Source organism: Stenotrophomonas sp. STEN035 (assembly GCF_056759935.1).
The window spans coordinates 49,389-66,575 of the sequence record NZ_JBRRDY010000029.1; the positions used below are offsets into that span (position 1 = coordinate 49,389).

At 63.2% G+C, this 17,187-nt stretch carries 13 protein-coding genes; 2 read left to right on the plus strand and 11 right to left on the minus strand.

Going from position 1 to position 17,187, the window contains the following annotated elements:
• The 3 genes from fucP to ACVOLL_RS15335 all read right to left on the minus strand — a co-directional run bounded on the left by fucP (position 1) and on the right by ACVOLL_RS15335 (position 4,968).
• Positions 1 to 1,308 (minus strand): L-fucose:H+ symporter permease, encoded by a 1,308-nt coding sequence (gene fucP / locus ACVOLL_RS15325; RefSeq protein ID WP_481513669.1) that lies wholly within the window; start codon positions 1,306 to 1,308, stop codon positions 1 to 3.
• A gap of 43 nt (positions 1,309 to 1,351) precedes the next feature.
• Positions 1,352 to 2,410, minus strand: coding sequence for a LacI family DNA-binding transcriptional regulator (locus ACVOLL_RS15330; RefSeq protein ID WP_481513670.1), 1,059 nt, complete (start codon positions 2,408 to 2,410; stop codon positions 1,352 to 1,354).
• A gap of 98 nt (positions 2,411 to 2,508) precedes the next feature.
• The gene (locus ACVOLL_RS15335; RefSeq protein WP_481513671.1) at positions 2,509 to 4,968 is read right to left on the minus strand and encodes a GH92 family glycosyl hydrolase; all 2,460 of its coding nucleotides are present in this window, start codon (positions 4,966 to 4,968) and stop codon (positions 2,509 to 2,511) included.
• Positions 4,969 to 5,893: 925 nt separating this feature from the next.
• Here ACVOLL_RS15335 and ACVOLL_RS15340 point away from each other — a divergent pair.
• Entirely contained in the window at positions 5,894 to 9,028 is a 3,135-nt protein-coding gene (locus ACVOLL_RS15340; protein ID WP_481513672.1) for a TonB-dependent receptor, read from the plus strand.
• Between the two features lie 121 nt (positions 9,029 to 9,149).
• Here the strand turns inward: ACVOLL_RS15340 and ACVOLL_RS15345 are convergent, their stop codons facing one another.
• Together ACVOLL_RS15345 and ACVOLL_RS15350 are read right to left on the minus strand one after the other, a co-directional pair.
• Positions 9,150 to 9,770, minus strand: coding sequence for a glutathione S-transferase family protein (locus ACVOLL_RS15345; protein WP_481513673.1), 621 nt, complete (start codon positions 9,768 to 9,770; stop codon positions 9,150 to 9,152).
• Between the two features lie 18 nt (positions 9,771 to 9,788).
• On the minus strand, positions 9,789 to 10,604 hold the full coding sequence (locus ACVOLL_RS15350; protein WP_481513679.1) for an NYN domain-containing protein: 816 nt from the start codon (positions 10,602 to 10,604) through the stop codon (positions 9,789 to 9,791).
• Positions 10,605 to 10,718: 114 nt separating this feature from the next.
• On the opposite strand from ACVOLL_RS15350, the gene ACVOLL_RS15355 reads away from it, so the two are divergent.
• Positions 10,719 to 11,999 (plus strand): NAD(P)/FAD-dependent oxidoreductase, encoded by a 1,281-nt coding sequence (locus ACVOLL_RS15355; RefSeq protein ID WP_481513674.1) that lies wholly within the window; start codon positions 10,719 to 10,721, stop codon positions 11,997 to 11,999.
• Between the two features lie 21 nt (positions 12,000 to 12,020).
• Here ACVOLL_RS15355 and ACVOLL_RS15360 read toward each other — a convergent pair whose 3' ends face one another.
• From ACVOLL_RS15360 to ftsE, 6 genes are all read right to left on the minus strand, one after another.
• Complete coding sequence (locus ACVOLL_RS15360) at positions 12,021 to 12,422, minus strand: GFA family protein (protein ID WP_481513675.1); 402 nt, start codon at positions 12,420 to 12,422, stop codon at positions 12,021 to 12,023.
• 212 nt (positions 12,423 to 12,634) lie between these two features.
• Positions 12,635 to 13,510: an RNA polymerase sigma factor RpoH gene (gene rpoH / locus ACVOLL_RS15365; protein WP_282272958.1), complete on the minus strand. Its 876-nt coding sequence runs from the start codon at positions 13,508 to 13,510 to the stop codon at positions 12,635 to 12,637.
• 178 nt (positions 13,511 to 13,688) lie between these two features.
• Positions 13,689 to 14,408: a uracil-DNA glycosylase gene (gene ung / locus ACVOLL_RS15370; protein WP_481513676.1), complete on the minus strand. Its 720-nt coding sequence runs from the start codon at positions 14,406 to 14,408 to the stop codon at positions 13,689 to 13,691.
• Positions 14,405 to 15,247: a response regulator gene (locus ACVOLL_RS15375; RefSeq protein ID WP_282272954.1), complete on the minus strand. Its 843-nt coding sequence runs from the start codon at positions 15,245 to 15,247 to the stop codon at positions 14,405 to 14,407. Before ACVOLL_RS15375 ends, ung begins: the two co-directional genes overlap by 4 nt.
• Before the next feature lie 7 nt (positions 15,248 to 15,254).
• On the minus strand, positions 15,255 to 16,235 hold the full coding sequence (ftsX, locus tag ACVOLL_RS15380; RefSeq protein ID WP_481513677.1) for a permease-like cell division protein FtsX: 981 nt from the start codon (positions 16,233 to 16,235) through the stop codon (positions 15,255 to 15,257).
• Positions 16,232 to 16,918: a cell division ATP-binding protein FtsE gene (ftsE, locus tag ACVOLL_RS15385; RefSeq protein ID WP_481513678.1), complete on the minus strand. Its 687-nt coding sequence runs from the start codon at positions 16,916 to 16,918 to the stop codon at positions 16,232 to 16,234. Before ftsE ends, ftsX begins: the two co-directional genes overlap by 4 nt.
• Positions 16,919 to 17,187 lie beyond the last annotated feature (269 nt).

Sequence of the window (17,187 nt, forward strand, 5' to 3'; positions counted from 1 at the left end):
TTAGTCCTGTTGGGTAACGCCGGTGCTGGTGCGCGAACCGACCAGCCCGTAGAAAATGATGTAGCCGTAGCACAGCAACGGCAGTACGAATGAATGGTGCACGCCGACGCGGTCGGCCAGCATGCCCTGCAGGAACGGCACCACCGCGCCGCCGACAATGGCCATGATCAGGAGGCTGGACGCCTTGTTGGTCAACGGCCCCAGGCGCTCGATGCCGAGCGCGAAGATGGTCGGGAACATGATCGAGTTGAACAGGCCAATCGCCACGATCGAGTACAAGGCCACCTGGCCTTCCGTGCCCATGGTCAGGGCCAGCAAACCGACATTGATCATTGCAAACAGGGCGAGCAGCTTGCGCGGCGAGAAGCGCACCAGCAGCAGCGAACCGGCAAAGCGGCCGATCATCGCCATTGTCCAGTACAGCGACACATAGTGCGTGGCCTGCTGCTCACTGAAGCCGCCGATGTTGGGCAGCGACAGGTAGTTGACCAGGAAGCTGCCGATCGAAACCTCGGCACCCACATAGAAGAAGATGCCCAGCACGCCGAACAGCAGGTGCTTGTGGCGCAATGCGTCACCATAGCTATGGCGTGCGCTGTCGGCCTGCTCGCTGTTCTCGCTCAGCGACGGCAAACGGAACAGGAAAACGAACAGCGCCAGCAGGAACAAGGCCACAGCCAGGCCGAGATACGGCCCCTGCACCGACTGCGCTTCCTGCGCGCGGTAGGCGAGCTGATCAGCCAACGGCAGCGCAGTCAGCTCATCTGCGCTCTTCACCGTGTTGCCCAGGATCAGCATGCCGCCGAAGATCGGCGCGATCGCGGTACCCAGCGAGTTCAATGCCTGTGCCAACGTCAAACGACTGGAACTGGTCCGCTCCGGGCCAAGCAGCGCGACATAGGGATTGGCCGCCACCTGTAGCACGGTGATGCCGGTTGCCAGCACGAACAGGGCCGCCAGGAAGGCGCCATAGATACGCAGCTCAGCCGCCGGCCAGAAGCCAAGTGCACCGATGCCGGCAATCACCAGGCCGGCGACGATGCCCTGCTTGTAGCCAAGCCGCGCCACCAGTCGACCTGCGGGCAGCGACATCAGGAAGTAGGCCCCGAAGAAAGTGAACTGCACCAGCATTGCCTGGGTGTAGTTCAGCTCGAACACCGACTTCAGATGCGGAATCAGGATGTCGTTGAGGCAGGTCAGGAAGCCCCACATGAAGAAGATGGTCGTCGCCACCGCCATGGCCACACGCGTATTGACCACGGGCGCCGACTGGCTTGATGTAGATGACGGCGATGTTGGTATGTGCATGTGGGCTGCCTGGATACGGTAATCGGGAGATGGGGTTGCGGAATCAACTTGGCCTTGCTGCACTGCTCTCGCGGATCCGCAGCTGCACCGGTGCAACAGTGCGCATCGGTGCTGCGTCGGGATTGTCCAGGCGCTGCAACAACAAGGCTGCAGCCTGCCGGCCACGTTCGCGCGGATCCGCAGTCAGCGTGGTCAACGGCGGCACCGCGACCGCAGCCTCGGAGATATCGTCGAAGCCGGTGACGGCGAAGTCACCGCCCGGGCGGATGCCACGTGAGGTCAGGCCCAGCATCAGGCCCAATGCAACCGTGTCGTTGTAGCAGACCGCCGCGCTGGGCCGCTGTGCGCATTCGAACAATTCGCCGGTACGTGCAGCCGCTTCCAGACGGTTGGGTGCGGACTCGATCAACCAGTCCGCATGGAAAGGCAAGCCTGCTTCACTCAATGCCTGCTGGTAACCCAAACGGCGCTGCGCGCAGGAACTGGATGCCCCATGTCCGCCGAAGAAGGCGATATCACGATGACCGCGTTCGATCAGGTGACGGGTCGCCATGTACGCGCCGTGCTGGTTGTCCAGGGTGAGGAAATCCCAATCGGCGCCGGCCAGCTCGCGGTTGAACAACAGCACGTTGGCATGTGCACCCAAGACATGCCGCAGTTCTTCGGCATCACTGCCTTCGGCCGGCGACAGGATGAAGCCAGTCGGCGTGTGTTCCATCAAGGTGCTCAACACCGCCTGCTGACGCTGCGGCGATTCGCCGGTGCTGCCAAGCAGGGTCACGAAGCCCTTGCCACCCAATGCCTCGTCCACGCCGGAAGCAAACTCGGCGAAGAACGGGTTGGACAGATCATTGATCACCAGCGCGATCGACGATGAGGTACGACGACGCAGGTTTGCAGCAGTGCGGTTATACACATAGCGCTGCTTGCGCAGTTCGGCTTCGACCTTGGCGCGGGTGTCGACATTGACCAAGGGGCTGCCACGCAACACCAGCGATACGGTCGCCCGCGACACGCCCACCGCCTGTGCGATGTCGGTGACGGTGACCGCGCGTTGGCCGGCCTTGCGTGCGCCCTTGGCGCCGGTAGAAGTCTCTTTCATCATTTCCGCTGCGGTTCCGGGATGCGCCAAGCCTAAAGGATCACGGCCAGCGCTTGCGCTGCCCGTTCCCTTCTTTCCAGCCTTGGCGCTGCCCGAGCTCACGGCTGGGCGCTGCCCGGGGTGGCGCAGTACGACACCGGCAGGTCTGCCTGTGCGGTGCCCCAGCCCTGCTCCGGTGCCTGCGCACCGAGGGTGAAGCGCACATCGCCGCCCTGCTGCAGGCGCTGCCAATCCAGCCACACCGCCGGCTGCGGCTTGCCATCAACCTGCACGCTCTGGATGTACTGCAGGCTGCGCGGATCGGCGCCCGGTGCCTGCAGGCGCAGCGTGCGGCCATTGCCCAAGGTGATCTCGGCCTTGCTGTAGCGCGGTGCATGCAGCAGGAACTGGCCACTGCCCGGCACCGCGGGATACAGGCCCAGCGCGCTGAACAGGTACCAGGCCGACATCGTGCCCAGATCGTCATTGCCGGTAACGCCGTTCGGCGCATTGGTGAACAGCTGCTGCGCGGCGCGAACCACGGTGGCGGTCTTCCACGGCTGGCCGATCAACGTATACATCCACGGCGAATGCAGGTCAGGCTCGTTGTTCGGGTTGTAGCGGTACTGGTTGTAGTAGCTGTACGGGCCAACCACCCATTCCTTGCGTGCGGCGGTCAGCGGTGACTGCAGCAGCGCGTCATAGGCGAAGAACGCATCCAGACGCTTGCCGGCCTGTTCGCGGCCATGCATGGCCTGCAACATGCCGGGCACGTCCTGCTGCACCAACCACTGGTACTGCCAACCGGTGCCCTCATGGAAGCCGTGCTGCGAACGCGGGCTGTAGTGGCCATCGGCCGGCGTATACCACTTGCCGTTCTCGTCGCGCGGACGCGGGAAACCGGTGAAGCCGGTTTCGGCATCGCGCACATCCGCATCCCACACTTTGTGCCAGTTGCCACCACGTGCGCGCAGCGTCGTTGCGTCGGCGGCGTGACCCAGGCCATCGGCCATCTGCGCCAAGGCGCAATCGGCCAATGCGTATTCCAGCGTTGCCGAGCCGCCGTGGTGCGGATCAACGTCCATGCCCTTGGACGGGAAGGCACGGTCATAGGCCACATAACCATTGGCGAGATAGCTGGCATTGCCGGAACGGCCAGCCATACGCGAATTGATCGGCGGCATCTCGAAGGCATTGCGGCGCAACGCGCCCCACGCTTCGGCCTCGCGACCCTTGAGCGCACCAAAGCGCCACAGGTCGACCATGAACGGCGTTACCGGGTCGCCGGTCATTACATTGGTTTCAAAGTTGGCATAGCCCCAGCGAGGCAACCAGCCACCCTGTTCGTTGATGGCGAGCAGGCTACGGCCGATATCGCGCGCGACTTCCGGGCGGGTCAAGGCCAGCCACTGGTTCTGCGTGCGGTAGGTATCCCACAGCGAGAAATACTCGTAGTAGGTCCAGCCATCGGCGCGATGGATGACATCGTCGTAGCCACGATAGCGACCATCAGCATCACTGCCGGTCATCGGCTGCAGCAGCGCGTGGTACAGCGCGGTGTACAGCACTGTGCGATCGTCGGCGTTCGCGCCTTCGACCTTGACGCTGCCCAGCTGTTCGCGCCACTGCGCCTGCGACAGCGCGCGCATGCGATCGAAGCCCAGCAGCTTGCCGCCCTGCATGCCATCGCTGCGCAGGTTGTTGCGCGCACCTTCGGCATCGACATGCGAGATCGCGCTGGTGGCGGTAACACTGCGGCCATCGGCCAGGTCAAAGCTCAGCCATGCACCATTGGGCTTGGCCTCGCCTTCCATGCTGTGGCGCGCGCCGGGCAGGCCGCCTGCTTCGCCCCAGGTGCCGTGCGCCTTGAATGGACGATCGAACTCGATGCGGAACCAGGTGGTGTACTGGTGGCCGCCGCAGAAACTCTTGGTGACCAACTTGCCTTCCACCGCACGATCGCCAACCACATCGATCACGCTGCCGATCACCGAATGGCGCTCGTTGGCCTGGGCAACATTGACCAGCACCTGGCCTTCACTGACGCCAGCGCTGAAGGTGTAGCGCTCGGCGGCGGCGCGGGTCAACGCAGTGGTTTCCACGTCGATGCCGCGGTAATCGGTCAGCCGGACCTTGTAGTAGCCGGCCTGGCCGACTTCGCCATCGTGGCTGTACGCCGAGGCGTAGTTCTTGTGGTCGAAGCGCTTGGGGTCCTTGGTGTCGAAGTCACCACCGGGACCGATGCTGCCGGTCACCGGCAATACCGAGAGCTGACCGCCCTGCTCCCAGCAACCGGCGCCGGAGATGAAGGAATGACCAAAGCCGCGGATCTTTTCGTCGTCATAGCGCCAGCCGGAGTAGTGACTGCCGATCGGGCTGACCTGGATCAGGCCAAACGGTGCCGACGCGCCCGGGAAGGTATTGCCGTCATCCTTGCTGCCGATGAAGGTATTGACCTCGCGCTCCAGCGCGACCGACGGCGCAGCCTGCAGCAAGGGCGCGAAACTCAGCGCCAGCAGGCAGGCAGCCGTTGCCAACGGGCGGCGGCGGGAATGGGCGGTGGATGGCGATCGGCTCATGCATTGGATCCTTGGGTCGGTCGGTACGGCAACGATGTAGCTTCGGCAGAAGTTGGCCCGGACAAGCCGGGCCGCTGATGTCCAGCCCATCCGGGAACGGGATGGGGGAGAGATGCCAGGCATCAGCAAAACGGGTTGGCCCCCGCAGCTGCCCCGAAAGCCGTCACGACGGCGGCTGGCGGGGCAAAAGCAATAAACATTGGGCCGTGGAAAGCGCTGCACGGCAGTGTTTTCAGTGGCTTGCAACTAGCTGGACCTCGCCCTGCGCGGCCCCGCCTGCATCCCCGGAAGCACTTTGCCGAAAATTTAGATCGATCCAAGTAAAGCATGAGGATTTCGCCCAACGCATTCTGCGGCGCAACATCGCGACAAAAATCCCCCCTGTAGTGCCGAGCCATGCTCGGCAGAAGCCTTCCCGGTAACGCCCCAAAAGCCACCCCCTCCCCAGCCCTCCCCTTGGCCTGCGGCCAAAGGGAGGGAGCCAGGCGTAATGCCGAGCCATGCTCGGCAAAGGCCTTCCCGGCAAAGCCTCAACAGCCAACCCCTCCCCAGCCCTCCCCTTGGCCTGCGGCCAAAGGGAGAGAGCCAAGCGTAGTGCCGAGCCATGCTCGGCAGAGGCCTTCCCGGTAAAGCCCCAACAGCCAACCCCTCCCCAACCCTCCCCTTGGCCTCCGGCCAAAGGGAGGGAGCAAGGCCATATTGCGAAGCAGCATGCGTCAAACCTTTGGCTGTGCTAAAAAATGCGCGCCAATCGTTTAGATCGATCCAAATCGACACCCCCACGATCGCCGGCAACGGAACCCTGCTCGAGCGCCAGACAAGTCATTGAGCGAACGCAACAAGGCCCCGGTTTCACCCGTTTTTAGATCGATACAAGTCCAAATCAACGTGACAGTTAGCGATTCAATCCAGGAGAGGGAGAGAAATGAAACAGATCACACGCAAGCACGGCCGCGACACCTTGTCCGCTGCCATTGCCTTCGCCTTGTTCACCGTGGCCGCCGTTCCCGGCGCCGCGTTCGCGCAACAGGCGAGTACCAGCACCGATGCCACCACGCTCGACAGCGTCAACGTCACCGGTTACCGCTACGCCATCGAAAAAAGCCTTGAGCAGAAGCGCGACGCCAATGCCGTGGTCGAGGTGATCACCGCAGAAGACGTCGGCAAGTTCCCCGACAAGAACGTGGCCGACGCGCTGCAGCGCGTGCCTGGCGTGATCATCACCCGCGACGGTGGCGAAGGTAAGAACGTCAGCGTGCGCGGCTTGGCCTCGGGGCTCACCCTGACCCAGTTGAACGGCAACTACGTCGCCAGCTCGGAAACCAACAACGAAGCCTCGCGCTCGTTCAACTACACCCTGCTGCCGTCCAACATGTTGTCGGCCGCAGAACTGTACAAAACCCCGGAAGCACGCCTGGAAGAAGGTGGCATCGGCGGTACGGTGATCCTGCGCACGCGTCGCCCGCTGGACATGGAAGCCAACTCCGGCTTTGCCAGCATCGAAGGCACCTCGTCGGACACCACCAGCGGCATCGACCCGCAGGCGTCGGCGATGTACTCCTGGCACAGCGAGGACGAGCGCTTCGGCCTGCTGATCGGTGCAACCAAGCAGAACCGTCGTAGCCGCACCATGACCGCCAGCACCGAGGATTGGCAGTGGTATAGCGACCGCCTCGACGCCAACGGCAACATCAGCCACAAGTACGTTTGGGACGAACGCGGCACCACCCGCGATCCAGCCGTCGATGTGCACGGCAATCGCCTGCCTGAGGCTTCGCAGTTCTGGGGCCGTTCCGGCATCTACAACCAGACCGGCGGCCACTACTCCGGCTTCTTCATGCCGACCTCGGTCAACTTCGCGGTCAAGGATGAGAAGCGCGAGCGCACCGGCAACCAGCTGACCTTCCAGTTCAAGCCGGTCGACAACGTCACCATGACCGCGAACTACTTCCGCTTCGAGCTGGAAGGCAATTACACCCAGAACATGCTGAAGATTCCGGAATGGAACCTGGCGCGTGTGGCCGGTGATGGCAACTGGGAACCGGGCCGCCTGCTCAACGACTTCAGCTTCGACCCCAGTGGCACCATCGTCACCGGCGCCGAGTACGAAAAGCTGGCCGGCAAGACCTATATCTGCAGCGAGGACGAAGCCAAGGCTGCCGGCCTGCCCGGCGGTGGCTGGGGCCCGGATGACTGCACCATTCCAACCCCGCAGCTGACCGGCACCTACAGCCGCGAAAAGGCGCTGTCGCAGACCGCAGACCTGAGCGTGGACTGGGACATCAGCCCGCTGTGGAAGGCATCGTTTGCCGGCGGCCGCACCTGGTCCGAAGGCGGCCCATCGATGAGCTTCCGCATGTCGGCAAAGCCGCGCCGCAAAGTAGGCAACCAATGGCAGGCCGGCAACCAGTACAGCGCGTGGGACATCACCGGTACGCCGTCGGCAACGTTCTCGCCGGACTTGCAGCAGCAGCTGATGAACGGCATCGCCGAGGTCGACACCGGCTCCACCGATTCGTCATGGACCCAGACCAGCATCAAGCAGAATCACTTCCAGGCTGACTTCAACAAGCTGTTCGAAGCCGGCTGGCTGGATTCCATCCAGTTCGGCACCAAATACAGCGACAGCAAGGTGCACCGCAATACCGGCAATACCTACTGGGTGTGCCAAGGTGCGGACCCGAGCGACTACAGCAAGCGCTACCAGGCTGGCTGTGATTCCACCGCCGGCATCGCACAACCCGGCTTCTTCCTGTCGCAGCCGATCGGCAACATCGCCGGCGGCTTCAACGCGAACGTATTCCCGGGCATCAACTATCCTGCCTACATCGACTATCTCAACAAGACCTACGGTCCGGCGCAGAACCGTCGTGAGGACGACTTCGTCTACAACGTGGGCGAGAAGGTCTACTCCGGCTATTTCCAGGCCAACTTCCGTACAGAACGTGTTCGCGGCAACGTCGGCATCCGTGTAGCCCGCACCAAGCAGCACGCCGAATCCAGCGATTCGGTCGAACGCTTCAACGACTACTTCGCTGACAACGCCAGCGGCTCACCGATGGCCTGTACCGATCCTGCCGCCGCCGCGTTGCTGGGCTCGAACACGGGTTACGGCTGTGAGAGCGGATTCGTGCGCCTGCCCGACAGCATGGCCCGCGAGAAGAGCTATGAGCTTGCCTCGCTGGACAAGACCTATACCGACATCCTGCCAAGCTTCAATATCGCCTGGGACATCACCAACAACCTGGTACTGCGCGGTGCAGCTTCCAAGGTCATCTCGCGTCCCAGCTACACCAGCATCGCCTACCCGGGCGGCTTGAGCTACTACTCCGCCGAATACAGCGCCGACCGCGTTGTGGCCGGTGGCGCAGTGAACCCGGGCTGGTACGGTTCTGGCAGCAACAAGGACCTGGAGCCGTTCAAGGCAACCCAGTACGACCTGAGCCTGGAGTGGTACTTCCAACCCGGTGCAGTTGCAGGTGTTGGCCTGTTCCGCAAGGACGTGAAGAACTTCACCGTACCGGTGGTGCGCGACCTGCAGATGAACGTTGCCGGGCAGTCGGTAACGGTGCAGGACTATTCCACCGAAGCCAACGGCCAGGACGGCGTGTCACAGGGTGTGGAAGTGTACGGCCAGTACACCTTCGACTTCGGTCTGGGCTTCCAGGCCAACTACACCTACAACGACACCAACCTGGCTTCGGTTGAAATCGACGGTGAGAAGATCGGTGCCTCGCCGCTGGTAGGCAGCGCAAAGAACCAGGGCAACTTCACCGTGTTCTACGAGAACCGCTATTTCCTGGCGCGTGCCTCGTACAACCGTCGCGGCGAAGTGGTTGGTGGCCTGAACAACGGCTTCACCATCTATACCGAGCCGTATGACCAGCTGGACCTCAACGCGGCCTTCAACATCCGCGAGGACCTGACCCTGAGTGCTTCGGTACTCAATGCCACCAAGTCCGAGCAGCGTGTGCACCTGGGCAGCGACACCAAGGCCCGTCTGCTGTCCAACAGCTATGCAGGCCGCCAGTTGTACATGGGCCTGACCTGGAAGTTCTAAGGCCGGTTTAACCGTGCTGTCTGCACGGAGGTAGTGAAAAAGCCGCGCTGGTTGCAGCGCGGCTTTTTCTTTGTGCGCCAGGCGCGGATGGAAGCCACATCCCCGCATTACCAACATCAACTCAAGTCAACGCCGTCATCACTCCCTTTCGGTACGCAGGTCGCTGCTGCAGCCGTGCATACCACGCTGCCAGGTGCGGCAGCTCCGGGCGCTGGATCGGCATTTCAAACCAGGCGTAGATGAAGGAACCCAGCGGAATATCGCCCATCGCAAAACGCTCGCCGGACAACCACGGCTGCTTTTCCAACGCCGCATCGACCAGCGCCAACAACTCACCACAGCGCAACAACGCCGCCGCAATACGCGCCTCATCACGATCCGCTGGTGCAGTCCGCACAACACCCCAGAACAGGTCACGGAAGGCCACCGCGAAACTCGACGTGGTCCAATCCATCCATTGTTCGCTGTGCGCCCGCTCAACCGGGTCGGATGGATACAGCACGTCCAGCGCATAACGTGCCGACAGATAGCGCACGATCGTGTTGGACTCCCACACCGGCAGGCCGTGATCCTCGATCACCGGCACCAGCCCGTTGGGGTTCATCGCGCGGTACTCGGCCGTCTGCGTGCCGCCGAACGCACCACCTACCTCGATCGACTCATACGGCAGACCGATCTCCTCGGCGCACCACAGCACCTTGCGCACATTGCTGGAATTGCGCCGGCCCCAGATCTTCAACATTCACCCACTCCTTGCAAATCAGGATTCATCGCGCGCGCCCCTGCGTGGCAGCGCGCGTACCGCCGATGCCTTGCCGGCGCGCTTGACCTCGAACAGGCCAGTGGCGTCGATCAACTCGCTCAACTTGCGATAGCCGTAGTTGCGCGAGTCAAACGAGGCGCGGTTGGCAATCTGGTTGCCGACGGCACTGAGCAAGGCCCAGCCCTGCTCATCGGCCACTGCATCCACTGCGCCGCGCAATAGATTGAGCAGGCGTGTATCCCCGCGCAGTTCATTGCTGCTGCGCGGCTTGATCGGCGCTGCCGGCGGCTCGGTGGTTTCTGTTGCAGTCGTCGCGGTCGGCGTACTGCTGGCGACCACCTGCTCGACGACTTCGGGCGCATCGTTGCCCAGCGCTTCCAGATAAGTGAACTTCGAGCAGGCGTTGACGAAGGCCAAGGGCGTCTTCTGTTCGCCGAAGCCATATACCTTCACGCCGTCGGTGAGGATGCGCATCACCAGCGGGGTGAAGTCGGCGTCGCTGGAGACAATCGCGAAGCCATCCAAGTTGCGCGCGTACAACAGATCCATCGCGTCCACCACCATCGCCATGTCCGAGGCGTTCTTGCCCTTGGAATAGGCGAACTGCTGGATCGGCCGGATCGCGAACTCATGCAGCACGCTTTCCCAACCCTTCAGCCGAGGGTTCTTCCAGTCGCCATAGGCACGGCGTACGTTGGCCACGCCGAAGGCGGCCACTTCCACAAGGATCTCGTCGATCTTCGATGACGGTGCGTTGTCGGCATCGATCAACAGCGCGATACGCTTCTCAGGCTCAGTCACGGGGTACTCCATGGCGGCAAGCTGAGTACCAGTATCGGTCATCGCTGTTTCAAAGCACATCAATGCGATGATGTGCGCTGACAACCCGCCCCCACGGCCGGTGCACCGGCCACACCGGAGTACGTCATGCCGCAACACCCGCACCTTGTCGTCATCGGCGGAGGTTTCGCCGGGCTCTGGGCCAGCCGAGCACTGGCCGATGCGCCATTGCGCATCACCCTGGTCGATCGCCGCAACCATCATCTGTTCCAGCCCCTGCTCTATCAGGTCGCCACCGCCGGCCTGTCGTCGCCGGATATCGCCGCGCCGCTGCGACACATCCTCGGCAAGCAGCGCAACATCGAGGTACGGCTGGGCGAAGTGGTGTCCATCGACAAGCACGCCAGGAAGGTGCAACTCGGCGATGGCAGCCAGATCGGCTACGACCTGCTGCTGGTCGCCAGCGGCGCCACCCATGCCTACTTCGGCCACGACGAATGGGCAGCCGATGCGCCCGGCCTGAAGACCCTGGACGATGCACTGTACCTGCGTCGCAAGCTGCTGCTGGCCTTCGAGCGCGCCGAGGCCGAATCCGATCCGGACAAGCGTGCGGCATGGCTGAGCTTCGCCGTCGTCGGCGGCGGCCCTACCGGCGTGGAACTGGCCGGCACCTTGGCCGAGATCGCCCGCCATACGCTGAAGAACGAGTTCCGCCACATCAATCCGGCCGACGCCAAGGTGCGGCTGGTTGAAGCCGGACCGCGGGTGCTCTCGACCTTCCCGGAGGTGCTGTCGCTGAAGGCGCGCCGGCAGTTGGAGAAGCTGGGCGTGGAAGTGCTCACCGGCACCGCCGTCAGCCATATCGACGGACAGGGCTTCCAGCTCGGTGACAGCCATGTGCCTGCGCGTACCGTGGTGTGGGCCGCCGGCGTCGCCGCCTCACCGCTGGCGCGCACCCTGGACGTGCCGCTGGACCGCGCCGGTCGCGTACAGGTGGAACCGGACCTCACGATTCCCGGCCACCCGGAGATCTTCGCCGGTGGCGATCTGGTCGCTTTGATGCAGGCCAACGGCCGACCGGTGCCGGGCGTGGCGCCGGCCGCCAAGCAGATGGGCAAGTACGTGGCGCAGGTGATCCGCGCGCGTCTTGATGGCAAGCCAGCGCCTGCACCATTCCGCTACAACGACCAAGGCAACCTGGCCACCATCGGTCGCATGGCCGCCATCGTGCATGTCGGCAAGCTGCAGCTGTCCGGTTTGCTGGCCTGGTGGTTCTGGCTGGCCGCGCACGTGTTCTTCCTGATCGGCTTCCGCAACCGCTTGGTGGTGCTGCTGAACTGGGCGGTGGCATATTGGAGCTACCAGCGCAGCGCGCGCATCATCCTCGGCGATGCCGATGAGGACGATGGCAAGGAACCTGCGGGCTGATCGCAACCGCGCCAGCAGCAATCAGCTGTTGCCGTTGGCGAACTGCTCGAATACTTCGCGCCCGGTGAGTTTCGGCGTCTCGTTGGCTAGTTCGTAGTACGACGGCTTTTCGTCGATGAATATCTGGCTGGCCAGTTCGAACGCTTGTTCCTGGAACAAGCCCGCCGGCACGAAGTATTCGCCGTCCGGCACCAACCGGTAATACAGGTGCGTGCCGCACTGTGAGCAGAAGCCGCGTTCAGCCCAGTCGGACGAACGATAAGTCTTCAACGCGCTGCCGATGACCTGCACCTGATCATCACAATGCACCGCGAACAGCGGGCCACCGGACCAGCGCCGGCACATGCTGCAATGGCATAGACCGATTTCGGAATGCTCATTGGCGATCACTTCAATCGCACCACACAGGCACTGTCCTTTCATCATCGGGTCCGGCTGCAAGAAGAATGCCGAATTTACACGGGAAAGCTTTCCTACCGGTGATGAAAATCGTCCTGTAGTGCCGAGCCATGCTCGGCAGAGGCTTCATGCACGGACCAACCGCCACCGATAAGGCCTCTTGCCGAGCATGGCTCGGCACTACAAAACAAAGGCCCGGGTTTCCCCGGGCCTTCGTGTTACTGCTGCTGCCTTGCTCAGGCGGCGAACAGTGCCTTCATCTTCTTCAGCGCGTTGGCTTCGATCTGGCGGATGCGCTCGGCAGACACGCCGTACTCATCTGCCAGTTCCTGCAGCGTCACCTTGCTGTCGGCCTCCAGCCAACGGCGGGCGATGATGTCGCGCGAACGCTGGTCGAGCTTGGCCAGACCTTCGCGCAGCAGGCTCAGCTGGTTGTCTTCGCTGTCCTCACGCTCATAGGCCTGCGACGGATCTTCATCGCGCGCGACCAGGTACGCAGCCGGCGACGGCGGCGCATGGTCGTCGTCTTCATCCGACGGCGCATCGAAGCCGATGTCGCGACCGGACAGGCGCGATTCCATCTCCATCACTTCACGCTCGGAGACGTTCAGATCCTTGGCGACGGCGCTGACCTCGGCGGCGTTCATCCAGCCCAGGCGGGTCTTGGACTTGCGCAGATTGAAGAACAGCTTGCGCTGCGCCTTGGTCGTGGCGACCTTGACGATGCGCCAGTTCTTGAGGATGAATTCGTGCATCTCGGCACGGATCCAATGCACCGCGAAGGACACCAGGCGCACGCCCATGTCCGGATCGAAGCGCTTGACCGCCTTCATCAGGCCGATGTTGCCTTCCTGGATCAGGTCGCCCAGCTGCAGGCCGTAGCCGTTGTAACCGCGGGCCACGTGCACGACGAAGCGCAGGTGCGAATGCACCAGCTCACGCGCGGCGTTCAGATCCTGCTCGTCACGGAAGCGACGCGACAGTTCCTGCTCCTCATCGACCGACAGCACCGGGATCTGGTGCACGGCACCGATGTAGGCGTCCAGCGAACCGAGCGCACTGGGGATCGGGAGATTGTTTGCCACAAGGGCAGTAGAGGTGTTCAGGTTCATAGGACCTCATCTTAGCAGTCGAACTATTGGACTGCTCAGTACAGAAAAAGTTCCAGCGTTCTGTTTTTGTTCGCAAACTCGAGGTCAAACCTGAATAGGCGACAGCAACGACGGCATTCCCAACCCCGCCAAGGTAGCAAAGCCAAGGTCACTGCGATATGACAGGAATCAAGGCAGTTCAGCCATCAGACGGCGCCAGATCGGCCAAGGCCGGCAGCCGCCAGTCGATCCGGGCCTGGCCGTTGCGGGCCAGATAGTCATTGGCCTGCGAGAAGTGCCGGCAGCCGAGGAAGCCACGGTGGGCCGACAACGGCGAGGGATGCGGTGCCTTGAACACGCGGTGGCGGCGGGTATCGATGACCTTGCCCTTCTTCTGGGCATAGGCGCCCCACAGCAGGAACACCAGGCCTTCGCGCTCGCGGTTGAGCACGTCGACCACATGGTCGGTGAAACCCTCCCAACCGCGGCCCTGATGCGCGCCAGCCTTGCCCTCTTCCACCGTCAGCACCGCGTTGAGCAACAGCACGCCCTGCTGCGCCCATGGCAGCAAGCAGCCGTGGTCCGGGCGTGGGATGGCCAGGTCGGCTTCAAGCTCTTTGTAGATGTTGAGCAGCGACGGCGGTACCGGCACGCCCGGCATCACCGAGAAACTCAAACCATGCGCCTGTCCGTAGCCGTGGTACGGGTCCTGGCCCAGCACCACCACCTTTACCTGCTCGAACGGAGTAGCGTTGAAAGCAGCAAAGATTTCCGGCCCGGGCGGGAACACATGGGCGCCCGACGCCTTGCGCTTGCGCAGGAAGGCCGACAGCTCGCGCATCTCCGGGCGCAGCAGCCAATCGCCGATGCGTGCCTTCCAACTGGGCTCAAGCTGGATCTGTGCGCCGTCTTCGCTCACAGCACCACCGCCGGCTGTGCCATGCGTGCCAGCCGCAGCTGGAACAGCACCTTGGTCACCAGCAGACGTTCTTCAATGGGTTTCTGCACCAGGTCATTGGCGCCGGACTGCAGCAGCGCCGACTGGTTGTGCGGGTTGCTGTCACCGGTCATCACCAGCACCGGCAGGCGCCGCTTGCCATAGGCGAAGTCGACGCGGATGCGCTCGACCACATCGCGGCCGCTGAGTTCGCCCTTGAGGGTGACGTCGGTCAGCACCAGATCCACTTGCCGCGTAGTACGGCCCAGCGACTCGGCGGTGAGCAGCGAGAACGCATCCTCGGCGGTCAGCACGTGCACCACATGCAGGTCATGCCGTTCAAGCATGCGCTTGGTAGCCTCGGCCACCACGCGGCTGTCTTCGACATACAGCACGGTGGCATTGGCCACCGGCTCGGGCTGCACATAGCCGCGGATGAAGGTCGCCAGGGCTTCATGGCCCAGCGCCTTGTCGAAATAATCGGTGACGTATTCGGTGAAGCGGCGCTGTTCCAGATGCTGCTGGGCGTCGCCGGAGACCACGATCACCGGCACATAGGCCTGCCCCGCGGTTTCACGCACGCCACGTGCCAGCGCCAGGCCATCGCCATCGGGCAAGGCCAGCGAGGTGGTGACCAGATGCACCGGGCCAGCAGCCAGCGCTTCGCGCGCCTCGGCAATGCTGGCGCAGCCCACCACCTCGACATCCGGCAGTTCGCGCTTGAGCACATCGCTGATCAGGCGCCGTACCAGTTTGGAACCATCGACCACCATTACCCGCGGCGCGTCGCTGATCAGATGCTTGAGCTCGTGCGTGGACATGCGGGCCTCAGGTTTCAGTCGGGCGAGTCTGCCTGAGGAAGTGACCGGTAACCAGCCATGCCCCCAACCAACCCAGAATCGTGGTGCCTACCAGCACCATGCCCGAATGCAGCAGATCCAGACCATGCAACATGAAGGGGCTGCCGTAGCTTTGCGACAGATTGGCCAGTGGCGCGCGCAGGGCCAGCCCGCATACGCCGATCAGGCCCAGCGCCAGCGCACCGGCAGCGAGCCCGTACCACGCGCCCATATAGACGAACGGGCGACGGATGAAGCCGTCGCTGGCACCCAGCAACTGCAGCACGCCGATTTCCTCGCGCCGTGCCTGGATATCCAGGCGCACGGTATTACCTACCACCAACGCAGCGCCCAGGCCCAGCAGTGCGGACAACACCTGCACCAAACGCGCACCGAAGCTCAGCCAGCCATCCAGGCGCTGCCGCCATAGCGCATCGTGCTGGACCAGATCGGCCTGCGGCAGGGTTTCCAGCGATTTGGCCAGGGCGGCGTCGACGCCGTCGGCCGGGGTCACGATCAGCAACGTGGGCAGCGGGTTCTCGCCCAGCGCATCGATGGCTTCGCCCAGACCTGCGTTCTGACGCAGCTCGGCCAGGCCTTCGTCTGGCGTGCGCAACTGCACCTGCGCCACATCGGCACGGGCGCGCAGGGTCTTGGCCAGTTCCTGCGCAGCGGCGCCATCGACGTCGGTTTTCAGGAACAGATTGATATCGCGCGACTGCTGCACGCTGCCGGAGAAATGCTTGAGATTGTCCAAACCGATCGACAGCCCCAACGGCAGCGCCAGCGCCAGCGCCATCACCGCTACCGTCAACGCGGTAGCCCACGGCCGGCGCAGCGCGCGGCCAAGGCTGAAAACCACGCTGTGCAGATGGTGGTTGATCCAGGTGGCCAGCCGCGACGGTGCTGCCGTGCCGGCGTTTGTATTACTGCTCGTCTTGGCCTGCTCGGCGTTGTTGCTGGTAGTCATTCGGCCAGGTCCTGCGGCGAGATGTCATCGACCAGACGGCCGTGGTCGAGGATCAACACGCGCTTGCGCATCTGTTTGAGCAAGGCAAGGTCATGGCTGACCACCAGCACGCTGGTACCGCGCGCAGGCAGCTCGGCGAACAAGGTCATGATTTCCGCCGCCAGGGTCGGATCAAGGTTGCCGGTGGGTTCGTCGGCTACCAGCAGTTTGGGCTCGGCAACAATTGCACGGGCAATGCCGACGCGCTGCTGTTCACCGGCCGACAGTTCACTGGGCAGTGCCTTCTCGCGATGGCCCAGACCCATCCGTTCCAGCACCGAACGCACCCGCTTGCCGGTATCGGCACGGCGGTCGCCGCGCAGGATCAGCGGCAGGGCGACATTCTCACCAATGCTGCGATCGACCAGCAGGCGATGGTCCTGATAGACCGCACCCACTTCGCGACGATGCAGAGCAACCTTGCCGCCGCGTACCTTGAGCAGATTGCGTTCGCCGAAGATGACCGCGCCACGGCTGGGCCGCTCGCTGAGATGGATCAGCTTGAGCAAGGTGCTCTTGCCGGCACCGGAGTGCCCGGTGACGAACAGCATCTCGCCGGCCGCCACCTCGAAGCTGACATCCAGCAGCGCCTGATGGCCACCGGCATAGTGTTTGCTGACATTGTCAAAACGCAGGACGATCATCGTGCTGATTATGCAGGAGCGCGGGCGGACTGCGGGGATGCAGATCACGAGACGTGGGTTACCTGTAGTGCCGAGCCATGCTCGGCATGGGGCTCTACCCGCCATCATGTTTGTAGGAGCGGCGTCAGCCGCGAAGCCGGGATTGCATCAACCGGCAAAAAGCGTAGCCCTCCCCCCCTTTGCTGTGCAAAAGGGAGGGCGCTGTAGTGCCGAGCCATGCTCGGCATGGGGCTTTACCGGTAATGCCGCTGCCGAGCGTGACTCGGCAC